The organism is Streptomyces cahuitamycinicus (genome assembly GCF_002891435.1).
Taxonomy (GTDB): domain Bacteria; phylum Actinomycetota; class Actinomycetes; order Streptomycetales; family Streptomycetaceae; genus Streptomyces; species Streptomyces cahuitamycinicus.
Map to the genome: position 1 here is coordinate 1 of NZ_POUC01000109.1, position 21,010 is coordinate 21,010.

At 71.5% G+C, this 21,010-nt stretch carries 12 protein-coding genes and 1 pseudogene; 11 read left to right on the forward strand and 2 right to left on the reverse strand.

Translation table 11 applies throughout. The features are described 5' to 3' along the window. The first annotated feature begins 118 nt into the window (after positions 1–118). The 4 genes and pseudogenes from C1J00_RS17015 to C1J00_RS17030 all read left to right on the forward strand — a co-directional run bounded on the left by C1J00_RS17015 (position 119) and on the right by C1J00_RS17030 (position 5,025). Positions 119–2,014, forward strand: a complete 1,896-nt coding sequence (locus C1J00_RS17015; protein ID WP_102909937.1) for an ABC transporter ATP-binding protein — start codon at positions 119–121, stop codon at positions 2,012–2,014. A gap of 77 nt (positions 2,015–2,091) precedes the next feature. Next, positions 2,092–2,599, forward strand: a pseudogene (locus tag C1J00_RS17020) (hypothetical protein). A 99-nt stretch (positions 2,600–2,698) separates the two neighbouring features. Further along, positions 2,699–4,327 (forward strand): sensor histidine kinase, encoded by a 1,629-nt coding sequence (locus tag C1J00_RS17025; RefSeq protein WP_102909927.1) that lies wholly within the window; start codon positions 2,699–2,701, stop codon positions 4,325–4,327. Next, positions 4,324–5,025, forward strand: coding sequence for a response regulator (locus C1J00_RS17030; protein ID WP_102909928.1), 702 nt, complete (start codon positions 4,324–4,326; stop codon positions 5,023–5,025). Before C1J00_RS17025 ends, C1J00_RS17030 begins: the two co-directional genes overlap by 4 nt. Here the strand turns inward: C1J00_RS17030 and C1J00_RS17035 are convergent. Next, positions 5,007–5,486, reverse strand: coding sequence for a MarR family winged helix-turn-helix transcriptional regulator (locus C1J00_RS17035; RefSeq protein ID WP_102909929.1), 480 nt, complete (start codon positions 5,484–5,486; stop codon positions 5,007–5,009). The two genes, C1J00_RS17030 and C1J00_RS17035, sit on opposite strands and share 19 nt — an antisense overlap. Positions 5,487–5,671: 185 nt before the next feature. Then, positions 5,672–6,619: a methionyl-tRNA formyltransferase gene (locus C1J00_RS17040; protein ID WP_102909930.1), complete on the reverse strand. Its 948-nt coding sequence runs from the start codon at positions 6,617–6,619 to the stop codon at positions 5,672–5,674. Between the two features lie 247 nt (positions 6,620–6,866). Here C1J00_RS17040 and C1J00_RS17045 point away from each other — a divergent pair, with 247 nt between their 5' ends. From C1J00_RS17045 to C1J00_RS17075, 7 genes are all read left to right on the forward strand, one after another. After that, positions 6,867–8,225 carry a lysine N(6)-hydroxylase/L-ornithine N(5)-oxygenase family protein gene (locus C1J00_RS17045; protein WP_102909931.1) on the forward strand — a complete coding sequence of 453 codons (1,359 nt, stop codon included), beginning with the start codon at positions 6,867–6,869 and terminating at the stop codon, positions 8,223–8,225. A 51-nt stretch (positions 8,226–8,276) separates the two neighbouring features. Further along, positions 8,277–9,338: a FecCD family ABC transporter permease gene (locus C1J00_RS17050; RefSeq protein WP_102909932.1), complete on the forward strand. Its 1,062-nt coding sequence runs from the start codon at positions 8,277–8,279 to the stop codon at positions 9,336–9,338. Further along, positions 9,335–10,405, forward strand: a complete 1,071-nt coding sequence (locus tag C1J00_RS17055) for a FecCD family ABC transporter permease (protein ID WP_102909933.1) — start codon at positions 9,335–9,337, stop codon at positions 10,403–10,405. Before C1J00_RS17050 ends, C1J00_RS17055 begins: the two co-directional genes overlap by 4 nt. A gap of 39 nt (positions 10,406–10,444) precedes the next feature. After that, positions 10,445–11,296 carry an ABC transporter ATP-binding protein gene (locus C1J00_RS17060; protein WP_102909934.1) on the forward strand — a complete coding sequence of 284 codons (852 nt, stop codon included), beginning with the start codon at positions 10,445–10,447 and terminating at the stop codon, positions 11,294–11,296. 94 nt (positions 11,297–11,390) lie between these two features. Then, on the forward strand, positions 11,391–12,449 hold the full coding sequence (locus C1J00_RS17065) for an ABC transporter substrate-binding protein (protein ID WP_102909935.1): 1,059 nt from the start codon (positions 11,391–11,393) through the stop codon (positions 12,447–12,449). A 4-nt stretch (positions 12,450–12,453) separates the two neighbouring features. Then, positions 12,454–14,241 (forward strand): ABC transporter ATP-binding protein, encoded by a 1,788-nt coding sequence (locus C1J00_RS17070; RefSeq protein ID WP_102909936.1) that lies wholly within the window; start codon positions 12,454–12,456, stop codon positions 14,239–14,241. A 57-nt stretch (positions 14,242–14,298) separates the two neighbouring features. Beyond that, a partial coding sequence (locus tag C1J00_RS17075; protein WP_146046198.1) for a non-ribosomal peptide synthetase occupies positions 14,299–21,010 on the forward strand: 6,712 nt, incomplete at its 3' end.

Genomic DNA, 21,010 nt, shown 5'->3' on the forward strand with positions numbered 1-21,010 from the left:
CCTTTGCGCGGAGGGACGGGGACGAGGGGGATCGGGCTGATTGTGCGGGATGTCGGGGCCCGAACGCGAGCTTCTTGACCTCAAGATTGCTTGAGGTTCTACGGTTGCTGCCATGAGCATGGAGACCACAGCGTGGACACAGCTGCACAGCGTCATGAACGCCGAACGGGAGCGCCGCCCCTTCGCCCTGGCGACCCTGCGCCGCATCGGCGCGTTCGCCCGCCCCCACCGGCGCCGCATCGCCCTCTTCGTCCTGCTCGGGGTGGGCACCGCCCTGCTGGCCGTGGCGACCCCCGTGCTGGCCGGGTCGGTCGTGGACACGATCGTGTCGCACGGCGACGAGGGCACCGTCGTACGTCTCGCCCTGCTCATCGCGCTGATCGCGGTGGCGGAGGCGGCGCTGGGCATCCTCGGCCGCAGGCTGTCGGCGACGCTCGGCGAGCATCTCATCCTCGATCTGCGGACCGCCGTCTTCGACCATGTGCAGCGCATGCCGGTCGCGTTCTTCACACGCACTCGTACGGGCGCCCTGGTCTCCCGGCTCAACAACGACGTCATCGGAGCCCAGCGCGCGTTCAGCAACACCCTCTCCGGAGTGGTCAGCAACCTCGTCACCCTGCTGCTCACGCTCGCGGTGATGCTCACGCTGTCCTGGCAGATCACCCTGCTGGCGCTGGTGCTGCTGCCGGTGTTCGTGATCCCGGCCCGGCGTATGGGCAGCCGGATGGCCCGGATGCAGCGGGAGGCGGCGACGCTGAACGCGGCGATGGGCACCCGCATGACCGAGCGGTTCTCCGCCCCCGGAGCCACGCTGGTCAAGCTCTTCGGGCGGCCGGAGGAGGAGTCGGAGGAGTTCGCCGAGCGGGCCCGCCGGGTCGCGGACATCGGCATCCGCACGGCGACCGCCCAGGCGGCCTTCATCACCGCCCTCACCCTGGTCTCGGCCCTCGCCCTGGCCCTGGTCTACGGCCTCGGCGGCTGGTTCGCCCTGCGCGGCGCCCTGGAACCGGGCGCGGTCGTCTCGCTCGCGCTGCTCCTGACCCGGCTCTACGCGCCGCTGACCGCGCTCGCGGGAGCGCGCGTCGAGGTGATGAGCGCGCTGGTCAGCTTCGAGCGGGTCTTCGAGGTGCTCGACCTCAGGCCGCTCATCGAGGAGAAGCCGGACGCCCGGCCGGTGCCCGACGGGCCCGTGGCGGTCGAGTTCGACCAGGTGCGCTTCGGCTACCCGGCCGCGGACAAGGTCTCCCTGGCCTCCCTGGAGGAGGTCGCGTCCCTGGACGGGCGAGGCGGCGACGAGGTCCTGCACGGCCTGTCCTTCCGCGCCGAACCCGGTCAGACCGTGGCGCTCGTCGGCTCCTCCGGCGCGGGCAAGTCGACCATCGCGCAGCTGATGCCGCGCCTGTACGACACCGACGCGGGGGCCGTGCGCATCGGCGGCGTCGACGTCCGCGACCTCACGGCGCGGTCGCTGCGGCAGACCCTCGGCATGGTCACCCAGGACGGCCATCTCTTCCACGACACCATCCGCGCCAACCTTCTGCTCGCCCGCCCGGAGGCCACGGAGGAGGACCTGTGGGACGCGCTGCGCCGGGCCCGTCTCGACGACCTCGTACGGTCCCTGCCCGACGGCCTCGACACCGTGGTCGGCGAGCGCGGCTACCGCCTCTCCGGCGGTGAGCGCCAGCGCATGACCATCGCCCGGCTGCTGCTGGCCCGCCAGCGCGTCGTCATCCTCGACGAGGCCACCGCCCATCTCGACAACACCTCCGAGGCCGCCGTCCAGGAAGCCCTCACCGAAGCCCTCGAAGGCCGCACGGCCGTCGTGATCGCCCACCGCCTCTCCACCGTCCGCGCGGCCGACCAGATCCTGGTCGTCGAGGCCGGCCGGATCGTGGAGCGGGGCACGCACGAGGAACTCCTGGCGGCGGGACAGCGGTACGCGGAGCTGTACCGCACCCAGTTCGCCGAGCCGGCCGGCGGCACGCGGGGCCCCGCCGTGGAGGAGGCCGCGTAGCGGTGTGAACTCCTGCCCGGACCTGTGCGTACTCCTTTCCGGTACTCCCGCAGACAGCCCGGACCCGGATAGGCGACGTGTCCCAGCCGCAACCGCCCATACGATCCCCCCGCCGCAGCCCGTCCCGCGTCCACCGGCCGCGCGCCCTCGCGGCGGCCGGTGTCCTGGCCGTGCTGCCCCTTCTCACCGCCTGTGGCGGCGACGGCGAGGACGCCGGCGCCAAGGACGCGGGCGGGAAGGCGGCGCCGAGTGTGACCGCCGCCCCCCGCCGCCGGAGTCGTCGCCCCGGCCAAGGTGGAGGTGATCGCCGGGCTGACCGGCTGCAAGGCGAAGATCCGCATCGACGCCGACGAACTGCGCCAGGGCCTGTGCCACACCAAGAAGGCCGACTACCTCATCACGACCTTCCCCGAGGAGAGGTTCAAGGAGACCTGGCTGGAGGAGGCGCGGGTCTACGGGGGTAAGTACCTCGTCGGCACGCGCTGGGTGGTCAGCGTGAAGCCGGCGCTGCTGGAGTCCTTCCGCGCGAAGCTCGGCGGCACGATCAGGGAGCTGCGGGGCATCGGGCCCAAGCCGGGCGAGTAGCGACGGCTCCCTTTCGAATTCCGCTGGTGGGCGTCATGATGGTGCGGCTCGGCACAGGAGCCGCCCAGCTTCGCGGCGGCATCGGAGATTGAGTTCGTCGTGGTCGCCACCTTTCGTCGCCACTCGCTCGCGGGCGAGATGCTGGTGCTCCAGCTCGCCATCGTCGTGGTGGTGCTGCTGGCCGTCGCCGCGGTCTCCCTCGCCCAGTCCCAGGCCACCTTCAACCGCGTCGAGGGACGCCGGGTGAGCGCGCTCGCCGAGCAGCTGGCCGCCAACCCCCTGGTGCGCAGCCAGCTGGTGCGTCCCGCGCCGGGGGAGGCGCTCGCCCCCCTGGTGCTCGCCACACAGGCGCAGTCGGGGGTGACGTCCGTGACGGTGGCCGACGGGGCCGGGCGGATCGTCAGCTCCACGAATCCCACGGTCGTCGGCGAGCGCATGCGGCTCGGCCCGGGCACCGGCCGGGGGCGCGGCTGGTCCGGGCAGCTCACGCTGGACGGCAACCGCGAGCTGGCCGCCCAGGTGCCCGTCCTCGGAGCGACCGAGGAGAACCTGGGCCGGATCCTCGGCACCGTGATGATCGGCGAGGCCGATCCGACGGTGTGGCAGCGGCTCAACGGTGCCTCCTCCTACCTGCTCGCCTATCTGGGCATCGCCAGCGGACTCGGCGTCGCCGGCTCCTGGCTGCTGGCGCGGCGGGTGAAACGGCAGACCCTCGGGCTGGAGCCGGGCGAGATCGCCGGGCTCGCCGAGCACCGGGAGGCGATGCTGTACGGGATCGCCGAGGGCGTGATCGCCCTGGACCCGCAGCACCGGCTCACCCTCGTCAACGACATGGGTCGCCGCCTGCTCGACCTGCCCGAGGACTGCGTCGGCCAGAGCCTTACGGGCCTGGGCATCGAGGGGAGGCTGCGCGACGTACTGTCCGGCACCGCCGCCGGCGAGCGTGACGAGGTCGTCGTCCGCCACGGCCGGGTCCTGGTGATGAACCGGATGACCGTCACCAAGGACGGCAGGTCGCTCGGCTCGGTCACCACCCTGCGCGACCGCACCGAACTGGCCCGGCTGGAGCGGGAGATCGGCTCCTTCCGCAGCTCCTCGGAGCTGCTGCGCGCTCAGGCGCACGAGTTCGCCAACCAGTTGCACACCATCTCCGGGCTGATCCAGATCGGCGAGCAGGACGAAGTGGTCAGCTACATCCGCGCGTTGAGCCGGCACCGCCAGTCCCTGGACGTCACCCTCAGCCGCCGGGTCCGGGACACCGCGGTGGCCGCGCTGCTGATGGCGAAGGCGTCCCTGGCGGCGGAACGGAAGGTCAGCCTGCGGATCTCGGACGACACCGCGCTGGAGCGGCTGGCCCCGGAGGACGCCGCCGATGTGGCGACCGTGGTGGGCAACCTGGTGGACAACGCAGTGGACGCCGCCGCCGCCCGCGACGACGCCTGGGTGGAGGTGGCACTGCGCCAGGACGCCTCCAGCGTGGAGATCGCGGTCCGCGACTCCGGGCCGGGCGTGGCTCCCGAACTGGCCCGCGAGGTCTTCTCCCACGGCTTCACCACCAAGGCCGCGCGCGAGGGCGAGCGCGGCATCGGACTGGCCCTGACCAAGCTGGTCTGCGAACGGCACGGGGGAGAGATCTCGGTGGCCAACACTCCCGAAGGCGCCGTGTTCACCGCACGCATGACCGTCAGCCACCTCACCGGCGCGGTGGCGGAAGGAGCGGCCCGATGACCGAGGCGAGCGACAAGGCGGGCGCGATCGACGTCCTCGTGGTCGACGACGACTTCATGGTGGCCAGGGTCCACCGCGCCTTCGTCGAACGCGTCCAGCCGTTCCGCGTCGTCGGTACGGCCCACACGGGCGGCCAGGCCATCGAGGCGGCCGACGAACTGCGTCCCGACCTCATCCTGCTCGACCTCTACCTGCCCGATCTCTTCGGGCTCGACGTCATCCCCCGCCTGCGCACCGCCGGCCACGACTGCGACGTCATGGTCATCACCGCGGCGACCGAGGCCGACACCGTACGCGGCGCGGTCCGGCGCGGTGTGGTCGACTACCTCCTCAAGCCCTTCGACTTCGAGGATCTGCGCCTGCGTCTGGAGCGGTACGCCGCCCAGCGGGGCCGGCTGCTCACGACGGTGGTCCGGGGCCAGGCGGACGTGGACCGGGTCCTCGCCGGGGCCTTCGCCCCCGCACCGGCGTCCACCCTGCCCAAGGGCATGAGCGTGGAGACCGCCGGCCTCGTCGAGCGGGCCCTGCGCGCGGCGGACGGCACCCTGTCCGCCACCGAGTGCGCCGAGCTCACCGGTGTGTCGCGGGTCAGCGCCCGCCGCTATCTGGAGTACTTCCACGGCACGGGCAGTGCGGAGGTGTCCCTGCGCTACGGCGCCGCCGGCCGGCCCGAGCGGCGCTACGGCTGGCGGGCCTGAGCCGTCGGCCGGACGCCGGCCGCGGGACCCGTGTCCTCGTGATGGGCGTGCACGCGCCGCAGCAGGGAGGCGAGTTGCTCCCGTTCGGCCTCGCTCAGCGGCGTCAGGAGGTCGTCGTCCGCGGAGGCGATGTCGGCGCTGAGGTGGTCGAGGGCAAGCCTGCCCTCGGGGGTGATGAGGACGTCGACGCGGCGGCGGTCGGTGAGGCTGCGGACGCACGTCACCTGCCCGGCGTCGGCCAGGTCCTTCACGATCTTCGCGAGGTCACTGGCGTTCATGTCCAGCCGGGCGGCCAGCACGCCCTTGGGCTGCGGACCGAGGTCGGCGACCAGGGTCAGGACGGTCAGATGCCACAACCGCAGCCCTCGGGCGGTGAGCTTCTCCGACAGGGTGCGGCGGGCGGCCTTTCCCGTCGCGTACATCAGGTACGCGCTGAGGTTCAGCACGCTGGGCGGGGTCATGCGTGAACGTTAGCCCGGCTGTGCCCTTCCTGTGAACGCCGTCCGGAATCGGGCCACTTGAAGCCGTCACGGGCATCGGGTGAGCATCCCCGCGGGGACCGTCCCCGCGCAGACCGTCGCCGCGCGGACCGGAGCCGCGCGGCGACGGTGCGGGTCGGCCCCGGGACCGTACCGGGGCCGGCACGTCAGGGGCGGTTGGTGAGGTAGCCGCCCATGGAGGTGAAGTACTCGGTGGCGGGCAGCTCCCGGCCGTCCTCGGTGCGGACGCGCGTGATGGCCAGGCCGTGGTTGCGGCCCGTCCGGGCGTCGGCGCCGGCGACGATCACCACACCGTCGCCCTCGCGGTAGAAGACGCGGCCGGGCGTGCCGCCGTAGCGGCCCTCGGACACGAACGAGGCCAGGACGTCGAGCCGCTTGCCCTTGTGGAAGGTGTAGGCGCTGGGGTACGGCTCGGACTGGGCGCGCACCAGCCGCTCGAGGTCATGCGCGGGCCAGGCCCAGTCGATGCGGCTGTCCTCGTCGGCCCGCTTGTGGAAGAAGGACGCCTGGGAGCGGTCCTGCTTGGTGAACTCGGTCCGGCCGGAGGCGATCAGGCCGAGCGCGCCGATGGTGACCGGGGCGATGAGGTCGACGGTCTTGTGGAAGAGGTCGGTCGCGGTGTCCGTCGGGCCGACCGGCACGGCCTCCTGCCGGACGATGTCGCCGGCGTCGAGTTCGTCGTCCATCATGTGCGCGGTGACGCCCACCTCGGACTCGCCGTTGATGAGCGCCCAGATCAGCGGGGAGAATCCGGCGTACTTCGGCAGCAGCGAGTCGTGCACGTTCAGCGTGCCCCGGCGCGGCAGCCCGAAGATGCGCGGGGGGATCCACGTACGCCAGTTGTTGGCCACGATGATGTCCGGGTCGGCCTCCTTGAGGCGCTCGAACAGCTCGTCGTCGTCCGGGCGGTTGCGGATCAGCACCGGGACGCCGTGCTCCTCGGCGAGGTCGGCGACGGAGTCGCTCCAGATCTTCTCGTAGGCGTGCTCGCTCTTGGGGTGGGTCACGACCAGCACCACGTCGTGCTCGGACTCCAGGAGGGCTTGCAGGGTGCGATGCCCCCAGGTCTGGTAACCGAACATGACGACCCGCATGGGGTTCCTCCTCAGAGCAAGGTGTTGGCCGACGTAAGTAAAGCAAGCCTTACCTTAGTCCGCAACGGGTGGGTGATCCGCCGCAGTTGAGAGCCCTGTCGGTCCGGCTGTCCGTTTTGCCCTGTCGACACCCTCGCGGGTTTAGCTTAGGCTCACCTAAGTTCCACAGGGGTGCTGCTCCGTCTGCATGCCCACCTTTCGTTCCCTCCACACCTGAAACGCGGCTGCCCCGCACGATGGGAGTGACATGTCGCAGGTTCTTCCTGATGACGCATCACCGGTCCATGACCTGATCGGTATCGGCTTCGGGCCGTCCAATGTGGCCATGGCGATCGCGCTCCGCGAGCACAACAACCGCGTCGGCAGGCAGGAGGCGATCACCGCTCACTTCTTCGAGCAGCAGCCCCGGTTCGGCTGGCACCGCGGCATGCTCATCGACGACGCCACCATGCAGGTCTCCTTCCTGAAGGACCTGGTGACGCTGCGGAACCCGGCCAGCGAGTACAGCTTCCTCTGCTACCTGCAGAGCAAGGGCCGGCTGATCGACTTCATCAACGGCAAGAACCTGTTCCCGCTGCGCGTGGAGTTCCACGACTACTTCGAGTGGGCCGCGTCCCAGGTCGACGACATGGTCTCCTACGGCCACGAGGTCGTCGGTGTCGCGCCCGTGACCCGGGACGGCGTCGTGGAGTACCTGGAGGTGACCGTCCGCTCGGGCGGCGGCCTTGAGGTCCACCGGGCCCGCAACCTCGTCATCGGCACCGGCCTGCGCCCGCTCATGCCCGAGGGCGTGGAGCGCGGCGAACGCGTCTGGCACAACTCCGAACTCCTCGCACGGGTCGACGAGCTGGAGGGCACCTCGCCGTCCCGGTTCGTCGTCGTGGGAGCCGGCCAGAGCGCCGCCGAGAATGTCGCCTATCTGCACCGCCGCTTCCCCGAAGCCGAGGTCTGCGCCGTCTTCTCCCGCTACGGCTACAGCCCCGCCGACGACAGCAGCTTCGCCAACCGGATCTTCGACCCCCAGGCCGTCGACGAGTACTTCGCGGCGCCCGGGGACGTCAAGCGCCGCCTGATGGACTACCACGGCAACACCAACTACTCCGTGGTGGACATCGACCTGATCGACGACCTCTACCGGCAGTCGTACCGGGAGAAGGTGCTCGGCACCGAACGCCTGCGCTTCATCAACGTCTCCCGCCTCACCGCCGTCAAGGAGACGCCCACCAGCGCCCTGGCCACCGTGAAATCCCTCGTCACCGGCGAGGAGTCCGACATCGACGCCGACGTCGTGGTCTTCGCCACCGGCTACAGCCCCGCCGACCCCACCGGTCTGCTCGGTGAGGTCGCCGACCGCTGCGTCCGCGACGACGAGGGCCGCGTCCGCGTCGAGCGCGACTGGCGCATCGCGACCGACCCCGCCCTGCGCTGCGGCATCTACCTGCAGGGCGGCACGGAGCACACGCACGGCATCACCTCGTCCCTGCTGTCCAACACCGCCATCAGGGTGGGCGAGATCCTGGACTCGCTCCTCGGACGCGGCTCCGCTCCCGCCGCCGGCGAGACCCGCACGCTCGCCGACGGCACGGGCAGCACGGCCCGTCAGTAGACACCGCGCTCGATCAACTCACCGCCGGCGCAAGGGATAACGTACGTCCACATGGGCACGACTGCTGTGATGGAGCGCCCCGCGCCCGGGGGTATGGCGAAGACCCGTCGGCGACGGGTCATGGTTCTGGGCAATCTTCTGGCGGTCCTCGTGGTCGCCGCTGCGCTGTCGCTCGCCGTCGGCGCCCGGGCACTGAGCCCCGCGGAGGTCTGGCACGGGCTCTTCGGGGACCCGACGCCCGACCAGCGGCTCACGGAGATCCGGCTCATCGTGGAGACCGTACGGGTGCCCCGTACGGTTCTCGCGATCGTGGCCGGCATCGCCCTGGGGACCGGCGGGGCGCTGATCCAGGGGTACACCCGCAACCCGATCGCCGACACCGGCCTGCTCGGTGTGAACACCGGCGCGTCGTTCGCCGTGGTGTCGGTGATCGCCGTCTTCGGGTTCTCCGACCCGCTCCAGTACGTCTGGTTCGCCTTCCTCGGGGCGGCGGTCGCCGGTGTCGTGGTGTTCGGTCTCGCGAGCATCGGCCGGGGCGCCGGCAACCCGCTGACGCTGGCCCTGGCCGGGCAGGGGATCACGGTGTTCCTGATGGCGATGACCACGGCCGTCGCGCTGTCGAACCAGGCCTCGCTGAACGCCCTGCGGTTCTGGAACGCGGGCTCCGTGGCCGGCGTCGGATTCGACGTCATCCGGCCGGTGACCGCGTTCGTCGCCGTCGGGCTGGTACTGGCCCTGACCACGTTGCCCTCGCTCAACCTGCTCAACCTGGGTGACGACGTGGCGCGGGGGCTCGGCGTGAACATCGCGCTGAGCCGGACCGTCGGCATCACCGCCATCACCCTGCTGGCGGGGGCGGCGACGGCCGCCTGCGGCCCCATCGCCTTCCTGGGCCTCATGGTGGCGCACGTGGCCCGCTACCTGACCGGCCCGGACTACCGCTGGCTGGTGCCCTGCGCCGGACTGCTCGGCGCCGTGGTCCTGCTGGTCTGCGACATCATCGGCCGACTGGTGGTCAGGCCGGGTGAACTGGACGCGGGCGTCGTCGTGGCGCTCCTCGGTGCCCCCTTCTTCGCGGTGCTCGTCTGGCGCGGAAAGTTCAGGAGCGCATGAACGTGACCGACGTGACCGAAGTGAAGCCGTCGCTGCCGCCGGGCGTGCGGCTGGGCCGGGTGTCGTTCTTCTGGCGGCCCTGGCTGGTGGGCGTCTCGCTGCTGCTGGCGGCTGCGGCCTTCCTGGTCTTCTGCGTGTCCATCGGCGTCGGGGACTTCCCCATCGGCCTCCCGCAGGTGATCCGCACGCTCCTCGGGCGGGGCGAACAGGTCGACGAGTTCGTCATCATGGACCTGCGGATGCCGCGCGCCCTGGCCGGGCTCGTCGTGGGGATCGCGCTCGGGGTGTCCGGGGCGATCACCCAGTCCATCGCCCGCAATCCCCTCGCCAGCCCGGACGTCCTGGGCATCACCACGGGCGCGAGCGCGGTCGCGGTGTTCCTGGTGACGGTGTCGGGCGGGGCCGCCGCGGCCGTGACGGACACCGTGGGCCTGTCGGCGGCGGCGCTCGCCGGCGGCCTGGGCACGGGACTCTTGGTGTACTTCCTGGCCTGGCGGCGCGGGATCGACGGCTTCCGGCTCATCCTCATCGGCATCTCGGTGAGCGCGGTGATGGAGGCCGTCACCACCTGGCTGCTCGTCTCGGCCGACATCAGGGACGTGGCCCAGGCACAGGCCTGGCTGGTCGGCTCGCTCGACGACCGCTCGTGGAGCGAGGTCCAGGTGGCCCTGTGGGGCACGCTCGTCCTGCTGGTCGTCGTGGCCGCCGTCGCGTTCCAGTTCAAGCCGATGCACTTCGGCGACGAGGTCGCCGCCGGACTCGGGGTGCGGTACGCGGCCGTGCGGGCGGTCCTGCTGCTGTGCGCTGTCCTGCTGGCCGGTGTGGCGGTGAGCGCGGCGGGCCCGGTCCCGTTCGTCGCGCTGGTCGCTCCACAGGTGGCGATGCGGCTGGCGCGCTGCCCCACACCGCCGATGCTCGCCTCGGGCCTGGTGGGCGCGCTGCTGCTGATCGGCTCGGACCTGGTCGCGCGGGCGGTCCTGCCGGTCTCGCTCCCGGTCGGCGTGGTCACCGCCGCGATCGGCGGGCCCTTCCTCGTCTACCTGCTGGTGCGGGCGAACCTCCGGTAGATGTACAAGAGTCAGGTGAACCTAAGCAAGGGGGGACCCGTGGTCGCACAGTCCGTCACCGAGGCCGCGGTCGGCGACGCCTCGCGGCTGGCAGCCCGAGGAGTCACGGTCGGCTACGGCGGCCGGGTCGTCATCGACGGCCTCGACGTGGCGATACCGCCCGGGGTGGTCACCACGATCATCGGCCCCAACGGCTGCGGCAAATCCACCCTGTTGCGGACCCTGTCGCGGCTGCTCAAGCCCGCCAGAGGAACGGTCGTACTGGACGGCGAGGACATCGGCGGGCTCCGGACCCGGGACGTGGCGAAGAAACTCGGCCTGCTCCCGCAGGCGCCGGTCGCGCCGGAGGGGCTGACGGTGGCCGACCTGGTCGCCCGGGGCCGCCACCCGCACCAGAGCTGGCTGCGGCAGTGGTCCTCGGACGACGCCGAGGTCGTGGAGCGCGCGCTCGCCATGACCGGCGTGGCCGACCTGGCCGACCGCCCGGTCGACTCGCTCTCCGGCGGGCAACGCCAGCGCGTGTGGATCTCCATGACGCTGGCTCAGGGCACCGATCTGCTGCTCCTGGACGAGCCGACGACCTATCTGGACCTGGCGCACGCGGTCGACGTCCTCGACCTGGTCGACGATCTGCACGAGTCGGGCTGCACCGTCGTCATGGTGCTCCACGACCTCAACCTGGCCGTGCGCTACAGCGACCACCTCGTCGTGATGCGGGAGGGGGCCATCCTGGCGCAGGGCCACCCGCGCGACGTCGTCACCGCCGAACTGCTGCATACGGCCTTCGGATTGCACGCCCAGGTGATCGACGACCCGGTCGGCGACCGGCCGTTGATCGTGCCGATCGGGCGTACGCATGTGCGCCCGGGACACATCCCGATAAAGGAGTAGAGGTAAGGCTAGGCTAACCTCACTCCGTCACGATAAGGTTTGCCTGCCCTTAGGCAAGGGTGCAGCGAACTAGCGCGAAAGCAAGGGGTTTTGGATGCTCCTCCAACGAACGACGTCCGGGAAGCCATGGCGGCGGCTGGCGACGATCGTGTCCGCGGCCACCCTCGGCGCCGGTCTCCTCGCGGGATGCGGTTCCGACTCGGCGGACACGGCGGACAACAAGAACGAGGGCACCCAGACCGCGGCAGCCGGCGCGTTCCCGGTCACCGTGGAGCACGCGTTCGGATCCACGAAGGTCGAGAAGGCGCCCCAACGCGTCGTCTCCGTCGGCTACACCGACGACCAGACCGTCCTGGCCTTCGGCATCAAGCCGGTCGGCATGGTCGACCAGTACCCCAACCCGCCGGGCAAGTCCCCCGACATCAACACCCAGTGGCCCTGGGTGAAGGACAAGTGGGGTGACACCAAGCCCGAGGTCGTCATGAAGAACGGCGACTCCGGCCCCAACTACGAGAAGATCGCGGCCCTGCGGCCCGACCTGATCGTCGCGGTCTACTCCGAGATCGACCAGGCCGGCTACGACAAGCTCTCCAAGATCGCTCCTACGGTGGCCCGCACCAAGGCCGAGAAGGAGCCCTTCAGCGCCCCCTGGCAGGACAACGCCCTGCACATCGCCAAGGCCCTCGGCAAGGCCGACGAGGGCCAGAAGATGGTCGACGACATCCAGGGCCAGCTGGACACGGCCAAGAAGGAGCACCCGGAGCTCGGCAAGCAGACCGCTGTCGCGCTGTCCTGGTACGAGAACTCGGTGGCGCCGTTCACCTCCACCGACGTGCGCGGCCGGCTCGTCTCGGGCATCGGCTTCAAGTACCAGACCGGCATCGACAAGGTCGCCGGGGGCAGCTTCTACACCAAGCTCTCGCCCGAGCGCATCGACCTCGTCGACGTCGACCACATCTTCGTCATCAACGACAAGGCCGACACCGAGGCCCTGAAGAAGTTCAAGCTGTTCACCAACCTCGACGCGGTGAAGAAGGGCAACGTGTCCTACCTGCTCGACAGCGAGGGACCGGCCGTCGGCGCGGCCATCTCCCAGGGCACCCTGCTGTCCATGCCGTACGCGATCGACGAGCTCGTCAAGTCGGTCGAGTAGGGAAGTGAGCACCACCGACACGCGCGTCGCCCCGGCGGCCCTGCGCACGACTACCGGACGTGAGGCCGCCCGCTGGGTCGCGGGACACTGCCGCGCCATGCCCGGGCTCTCGGCCGTGACCGTGCTCACCACGGTCGCGGGGGCGGCGCTCCAGGTGCTCCCGGTGCTCCTGCTCGGCCGGGTGGTCGACGGGGTCGTCGGGGGCGAGGACCGTTCGGTCCTGGTCACGATCGGGGTGCTGATCGGTGCCGCCGCGCTGCTCGGCGCGGCGGCCACCGCGGTCTCCACCTACCTGATCGGACGGCTGGGCGCGGATCTGCTCGCGCGGCTGCGCGAAGGCGCCGTCCGCGCGGTGCTCGGCATGCCGAGCGCGCGGATCGAGCAGGTCGGCCGGGGAGACGTGCTCTCCCGGGTCGGTGACGACGTGGCCGTCATCTCCAAGGGCATCCGCACGGCCGTCCCCACGGTGTTCTCGGCGGGCGTGCTGGTCGTCATCGCGACCCTCGGCATGTTCGGGCTCGACTGGCGGCTCGGCCTGGCCGGCGCCGGCGCGCTGCCCGCCTACGCGCTGGCGCTGCGCTGGTACCTGCCCCGCTCCGCCCCGCTGTACCGCAAGCAGCGCGTGGCCCAGGCCGACCGGGCCCAGGCGTTCATCAGCGGCCTGAACGGCATCGACACGGTCCGTGCCTACCGTCTGGAGAGTGCCTTCCGCGAGAAGGTCACCACCGAGTCGTGGCGGGTGCGCGAGCTGGGTATCGAGGTGTTCCGGTTCTTCGGCCGGTTCGTCGGCCGGGAGAACCGCGCCGAGTTCATCGGTCTGGTCCTGATCCTCGTGGTGGGATACGCCCTGCTGGAGGCCGACGCGGCCACCCTGGGCGAGGTGTCGGCGGCCCCGCTGCTGTTCCACCGGCTGTTCACCCCGCTGGGCGCCATCATGTTCACCTTCGACGAGGCGCAGAAGTCGGGCGCGAGCCTGACCCGCCTGGTCGGGGTGCTGGGGGAGTCGGCCGAGGAGCGGCTGGTCGGCGACGAGTCCGTCACCGCGGCCCGGGCGGGGGCGTACCCGGTGACGGTCGAGGGGCTGACGTTCCGTTACCCCGGCTCCGAGGAGCCGGTGCTGCGGGACGTGGACCTGACCATCCCGGCGGGCGGGTCGCTCGCCCTGGTGGGCGCCACCGGTGCGGGCAAGACGACCCTGGCCGCGCTGATCGCCGGTATCGGCACCCCGGAGGCCGGTTCGGTGCGCATCGGGACGACGGATCTCTCCGGCCTGGACGAGGCCGGGGCGCGGGCCCTGGTGAGCATCCTGACGCAGGAGACGCACGTGTTCTCCGGCCCGCTCGCCGACGACCTGCGGCTGTCCGCGCCGGGGGCGAGCGACGCCGAGCTGCTGGACGCGTTGCGCACCGTCGGTGCGGAAGGCTGGGTTGGCGCGCTGCCCGACGGGCTGGACACCCCGGTCGGCGAGGGCGGTGAGCGCCTGGACGGCACCAAGGTCGCCCAGATCGCCCTGGCGCGGCTGGTGCTGGGCCGGGCGCCGGTGGTGGTGCTCGACGAGTCGACCGCCGAGGCCGGCAGCGAGGGCGCCGCCGAGCTGGAGCGGGCCGTACTGGCCGCGTGCGCGGGTCGTACCACGCTGTTCGTGGCGCACCGGCTGACCCAGGCGATGGCCGCGGACCGGATCGCCGTGCTCGACGCGGGACGCGTCGTGGAGCAGGGGACGCACGAGGAACTGGTGGCTCTGGGCGGCCGGTACGCACGACTGTGGCGGGCCTGGCGAGAGGGTAGTTAGGCAACCCTAATTTAGGTTAGCCTAACTCCATATTCTGGAAGGGACGCTGAGTCTTCGATGATGGAACCGCGCGCTCGTCTCGCACTGCTTTCTCCCACGCGCCTGGCCGATGTGCGCCGGCGGATCGGCGACTACCCGGACAGGACCATCACCGAGGCCTGCGCCATCGGCCTGTCGTACTGGGCGACCGGCCGCAGCCCCGAGGGCATCGACCTCACCCCGGGCACGCTCTTCGCCGACGTCCTCGGCTGGGTCGACAACGGCGGTCGCGCGCCCGGTGGCTGGGAGGTCGCCCCCGACGGCCGCGGCATCACCGTCCCCGACGGTGTCGAACCCGCGGACGCACAGCTCGCGCTGGACGACCTGGCCGACTTCCCGGACCGGCCGCTCGGCACCATCGGCCCCTCCAGCGTCGCGGCCAGGCTCCGGACCCTGGCCGAGTGGAACGACAACCGGGCCGACCGGGTCCGCCCCACCATCGTGGAGATGTTCCACGAACAGGCGCGTGCCAGACCGGACGCCGTGGCCGTCGTCGACGAGCACCGCACGCTGACCTACCGTGAAGCGGCCGAGCGGTCCGGCCAGTTGGCCCACCACCTCCTCGAACGCGGACTCGGCCCGGAGCAGGTCGTGGGCATCTCCCTGACCCGCTCCGCCGACATGGTCATCGGGCTGCTCGCCGTGCTCCAGGCCGGGTGCGCCTTCGTGCCGCTCGATCCGCAGTGGCCCGCCGCGCGCCGCGCCGTCGTCATCGAGGACGCCCGGGTCGTCGTCCAGCTCAACGCCTCGGGCGAGAACGACCCGGCCGAACCTGATGCCGTGCCCGTCGACCTGGGCGACTGGCGGTACGGCTCGTACCCGGCGCAGGGGCCCGGCATCACCGTCCGCGGCGACGCACTGGCCTACGTGATCTTCACCTCCGGCTCCACCGGCCGCCCCAAGGGCGCGATGATCCGGCACGAGGCGATCAGCGAGCGCCTGCTGTGGCAGGTGAACGAGATCCTCGGCTTCGGGCACGACGACGCCTCACTGTTCAAGGCACCGCTGTCCTTCGACATCTCCATCAACGAGATCTTCCTGCCGCTGGTCTGCGGCGGCCGGCTCGTCGTCCTGCGGCCCGGCGGCGAACGCGACCCGCACCACCTGCTGAGCGTCATCGCCGAACAGCGCGTCACCTTCACCTACCTGGTGTCGTCCATGCTCGACGTGCTGCTGGAGATGGCCGGCGACTCCGGCCGCCTGGACAGCCTGCGCCACGTGTGGTGCGGCGGTGAAGTGCTCACCCCCGAGCTGTACGAGCGGTTCCGCACCAAGCTCGACGACATCCCCATGTACCACGGCTACGGCCCCGCCGAGACGACCATCGGCGTCTCGCACGTCATCTACCGGGGCGCGGCGGAGCGCCTGTCGACGTCCATCGGCAAGGCCAACCCCAACACCCAGCTCTACGTCCTGGACGACGAACTGCGCCCCGTCCCGGTCGGTGTCGGCGGCGAACTGTACGTGGGCGGCTTCCTCCTGGGCCGCGGCTACGTGGGCGCGCCCGGCCTGACCGCCTCCCGCTTCGTCGCCAACCCCTTCGCGAACGACGGCTCCCGCCTCTACCGCACCGGCGACCTCGCCCGCTTCGCCCCCGACGGATCGCTGGACTTCCTCGGCCGCGCCGACAACCAGATCAAGATCCGCGGCATGCGGCTGGAGATCGAGGACGTCGAGGTCGGCCTCGCCGAACACCCGCGGGTACGGCACACCTGCGTCGTCGCGAAGAAGAACGCGGCCGGCGGCACCTACCTCATCGGCTACGTCATACCCGCCGCCGGCGGCGAGGAGCTGCGGGCGGAGGACGTCAAGGCGTGGGCCGCGGCACACATGGTCGAGTACATGGTGCCCGCCCACATCGTGGTGCTGGAGGAGTTCCCGCTCACCGCCAACGGCAAGCTCGATCGCAACGCACTGCCCGAGCCGACGATCGAGACGGGCTCATTCGTCCGCCCCGTCACCGACGACGAGCGGGCGGTGTGCGCCGCGGTCGCGGAGGTGCTCCGCCTCGAAGAGGTCGGTGTCGACCAGGACTTCTTCCAGCTCGGCGGCGACAGCATCCTGGCGATCTCCCTGCTGAGCGCATTGCGCGAACAGGGCCTGCACGTCACGGCACGGCAGATCTTCACCCACAGCACCGTGGGCGCGCTGGCGGCGGTCGCGAGCCGTGAAGACGTCTCCGCCGTGGACCACGCCGATGTAGCCACCGGCACCGTCGTCGGCTCGCCCATCGTGCAGTGGCTCGGTGAGACCACGGACGCCGTCGACGGCTTCGTCCAGTCGGTCGTCCTGAACACCCCGGCGGACCTGACCGCCGACGCCCTCGACGCGATCCTCACCGCTCTTCTCGCCCGGCACGACATGCTCCGCGCCAGGCTGGTGCGCGGCGAGCGCTGGAGCTTCGACATCCCCGAGGCGGACCGGGTCGCGCCCGGCCGGCAGCACAGCGACCTGCCGCTCGACGAGTGCCTCGCCCTCGCCACCGCCGGCCTGGACCCCACGAACGGCGTGATGCTCCGGGCCGTCTGGCGCCCCGCGGCACACCAACTCGTCCTCGTCGCCCACCACGTGGTCGTCGACGGCATCTCCTGGCGCGTCCTGATGGAGGACCTGGCCACCGCCTGGCGCCGGTACTCCTCGGGCGCCCCCGTCGAACTGCCCCCGGTGGGCACGTCGTTCCGGCGCTGGACCCAGCTGCTGGAGCGCGCCGCGTTCGACGCCGACAGTTCCTACTACCGGCGCCCCCTGCCCGGCGAGGACCTGCCGCTGGCCCACCGGGCCCTGTCCGGGACCGACACCGTCGCGGACGAACGCCTGCGGACCGTCTCGGTCGGCCCCGAGGTCACGGCCGCGCTGCTGAACGAGATCCCCGCGAAGTTCCACGCCGGTGTCAACGACGTGCTGCTCACCGCGCTCGCCGTCGCCCTCGCCCGACGGCGCCGCGACCTCGGACAGGACCAGACCTTCGCCCACATCGAACTCGAAGGCCACGGCCGGGAAGGGCAGTTCGTCGCCGGATCGGCCGGCTTCGAACCGGAACTGTCGCGCACCGTGGGCTGGTTCACCACCCTCTTCCCGGTGACCGTGGACCCCGGCACGGCGCCCGACCTCACCACCCCCGGGTACCTGACCGCCGCGCTCAAAGCGGTCAAGGAGGACCTCGCCCGGGTACCGGACAACGGCGTCTCCTACGGCGCCCTGCGCTACCTCACCCACGCCGAGTTCGACGCACCCGTACCCCAGGTGCTCTTCAACTACCTCGGCCGTTTCGCCGCCGGCGCCCCCGGCGACTGGCAACTCGCCGGCACCACCGGCCAGCTGGGCGAGAAGCGCGACCCCCGGATGCGCCTGCCGCGCGCCCTGGAGTTCAACGCGATCGCCGAACCCGATGCCTCCGGCGCATACGAGCTGGTCACCACCATCTCCTGGCCCGACGGCCTGTTCACCGACGCCGACATCACGGCGCTGGGCGACTACTTCCGCACGGCCCTGGCCGGACTCGCCGCTCTCGACCAGGGCGGCCACACGCCCAGCGACTTCCCCCTCGTACCCCTCACCCAGGCCGACGTCGACGCCCTGGACGGCCCGTCGCTGCGGGACGTCCTGCCGCTGACCCCGCTCCAGGAAGGCCTCTACTTCCACTCGGTCTTCGACGACGACTCCGCGGGCGCCTACGTCGAACAGCAGCTGCTCACGCTGGACGGCGAGGTGGACGCCGACCGGCTCGCGGCGGCGGCCACCCGGCTGCTCACCCTCTTCCCGAACCTGGCCGCGCGCTTCACGGCCCTGACCGACGGCCGCGTGGTCTCCGTCCTGGAGAACGGCGCCGAGGCCCCCTTCACCACGCTGGACCGCCCCGGCATCACCGACGAGGAGATACGCGACCTCGCCGAACGGGACCGTCGCACCGGCTTCGACCTGGCCACCGGCCCCCTCATGCGGTACACGCTCATCCGCACCGGCTCCGCACGGAACGTCCTGGTGCAGACCGTGCACCACATCATCGCCGACGGCTGGTCCGTGCCGCCCATGCTGCGCGCGCTGCTCGCCGAGTACCACGCCCCGGGCACCGTCTATCCGACCGGCGGTTTCGCCGACTACGTCCACTGGCTCGCGGGACGCGACGCCGACGAGAGCGACCGGGTCTGGCGCGAGGAACTCGCCGGACTGCCCGGCCCCTCGCTGGTCGCCGAGGGGCACACCCCCTCCGACCGGTTCGCCGACACCGCCGTGGAGCCCGAGGGCGACATCGACGCGGCCGTCCGCGAGGCCGGTGTGCCGCTGAGCGTCGCCGTGCACAGCGCCTGGGCCGTCACCCTGGGCGGCCTGCTCCAGGGCCGGGACGTGGTGTTCGGCTCCACGGTCTCCGGCCGCGACGCCGACGTGCCCGGCATCGGGGACATGGTGGGCCTGTTCATCAACACCATCCCGGTACGCGCCCGTTGGGCCCCGGGCAGTACGGCGGGCGACCTGCTCTCCTCCGTACGGGACCACCAGAGCGCCGTCCTGCCGCACCAGCACGTCTCCCTGGCCCGCATCGGCCGCCTGGCCGGCGCCGGTTCCCTCTTCGACACGCTCGTGGTCTTCGACGTGGCCACCGACGTGGCATCACTGCGTCGCCCCGGCGACACCTTGACCATCACCGACCTCGTCAACGAGGGCGCCCCGCACTACCCGCTGACCCTGGTGGTCGAGCGCGCACTCGACGGCCGCCCGCGCTTCAACCTCATCTACGACGGCGAACTGCTGGGCAAGGCGACCGCCCGGGCGGTCCTGCACACGTTCACCCGGATCCTGACCGGCCTGCTCACCCGGCCGGACACCCCGGTCGACGACCTGACGCCCGACAGCGATCGGCATCCCGCGCCGGTCACCCCGGCCACCCTGGGCGCACTGTTCGACACCGCCGCCCGCCGCGACCCGGCGGCCACCGCCGTCACCCAGTGCGGCCTCGACGGCACCACCCGCTCCCTCACCTACGGCGAACTGTCCGCCGCGAAGGACCACCTGGCCGCCGCCCTGCGCGCGGCCGGGGTCGGCCCGGGCAGGCGGGTCGCCGTGGCCGTCCCGCGCTCCCTGGAGCAGGTCGTCGCCCTGGTGGCGATCGTCGGCGCGGGCGGCGCGTACGTCCCGCTGGACCTGGCCTACCCGGACGAGCGGCTGGAGTACATCCTTGCCGACGCCGCCCCGCAGGTCGTCCTCGTGGACCGTGACCAGCGCGACCGCTGCACGGAACTCCTGGCCCGGGCGGGTGTCCGCGCCCGGGTGCTGGTCCAGGGCGAAGAACCCCCGGCCGCCGGCACGGAGCCCGCTCCCGAGCCGGACTGGCACACGCCCGCCTATGTGATCTACACGTCCGGATCGACCGGCCGCCCCAAGGGCGTCGTCGTCCCGCACTCCAGCGTGGTGTCACTCCTCGCGAACACCCGGCCGGACATGGACTTCGGCCCGCGGGACGTCTGGGTCCAGTTCCACTCCTTCTCCTTCGACTTCGCCGTCTGGGAGCTGTGGGGAGCGCTGGCGCACGGCGGTGAGCTGCTGGTGCCCGAGTACGGGCTGACGCGCTCCCCGGTCGACTTCCACCGGCTGGTCCGGGAACGGGGCGTGACCGTGCTCAACCAGACGCCCTCGGCCTTCTACCAGTTCATCGAGGCCGACCGGCTCGCCGGTGAACCGCTGCCCGCACTGCGCCGGATCATCTTCGGCGGCGAGGCACTGGACCTCGGGCGGCTGCGCGGCTGGGTCGAGCGGCACGGCACGACCGCCCCCGAGCTGGTCAACATGTACGGCATCACCGAGACCACCGTGCACGTCACCCACCGAGTGCTGACCGACGACGACTTCGGCCCCGTCGACGACGTCAGCCCCATCGGCGGCCCGCTCCCCGGCCTGGTCACCTACCTGCTCGACGACCGGCTCCGCCCGGTCCCGCCGGGCCGGGAGGGCGCCATCTACGTCGCCGGCGACCAGGTCTCCCTCGGATACCTGGGCAGGCCCGGGCTCACGGCGGGCCGCTTCGTGGCGAACCCGTTCGCGGCCGACGGCTCCCGCATGTACCACACGGGCGACCTCGCCGTCCGCACCCTCGACGGCGAACTCCGCTTCACCGGCCGCGCCGACGACCAGGTACAGCTCAAGGGTTTCCGGATCGAGCTGGGTGAGGTGGAGTCGGCGATCAGGGAACTCGACGGGGTGACCGACGTGGCCGTGACGGTGGCGGACACCGGGGATCATTTGGTCGCGCATGTCGTGGGCAGCGTGCCAGGTGATTTCGAGGGCCGGTTGTCGAAGAAACTGCCCGTGCACATGGTCCCGGGCCGAGTGCTCCCGATCGACGCCCTACCGCTGACGATCAACGGCAAGCTCGATCGAAAGGCTCTGGTGGAGCGCCCCTTCAGGGGCGCGGGGCTGTATCAACTTGCGGCTCCGCCGCGGGGCGCGACCAGCCACGAAGCATCCGCAGGTGAACACACAACACTCGCCACACTGATCGAAATCTTCACTCACACACTGCCCGGCTCCGAGGTGACCGCCGACACCGACTTCTTCCGCGCCGGAGGCGACAGCATCGTCGCCATCACGGTCGTGAACCGGGCGCGGGCCCTGGGCCTGCCCATAGCCCCCCGGGACGTCTTCCTGCTCAAGACGCCCCGCGCCCTGGCCGAACACCTGGGAACAAACGCACCCCAGGCCACCCCGGCGCTCACCCACCGCGAAGACGGCCCACTGC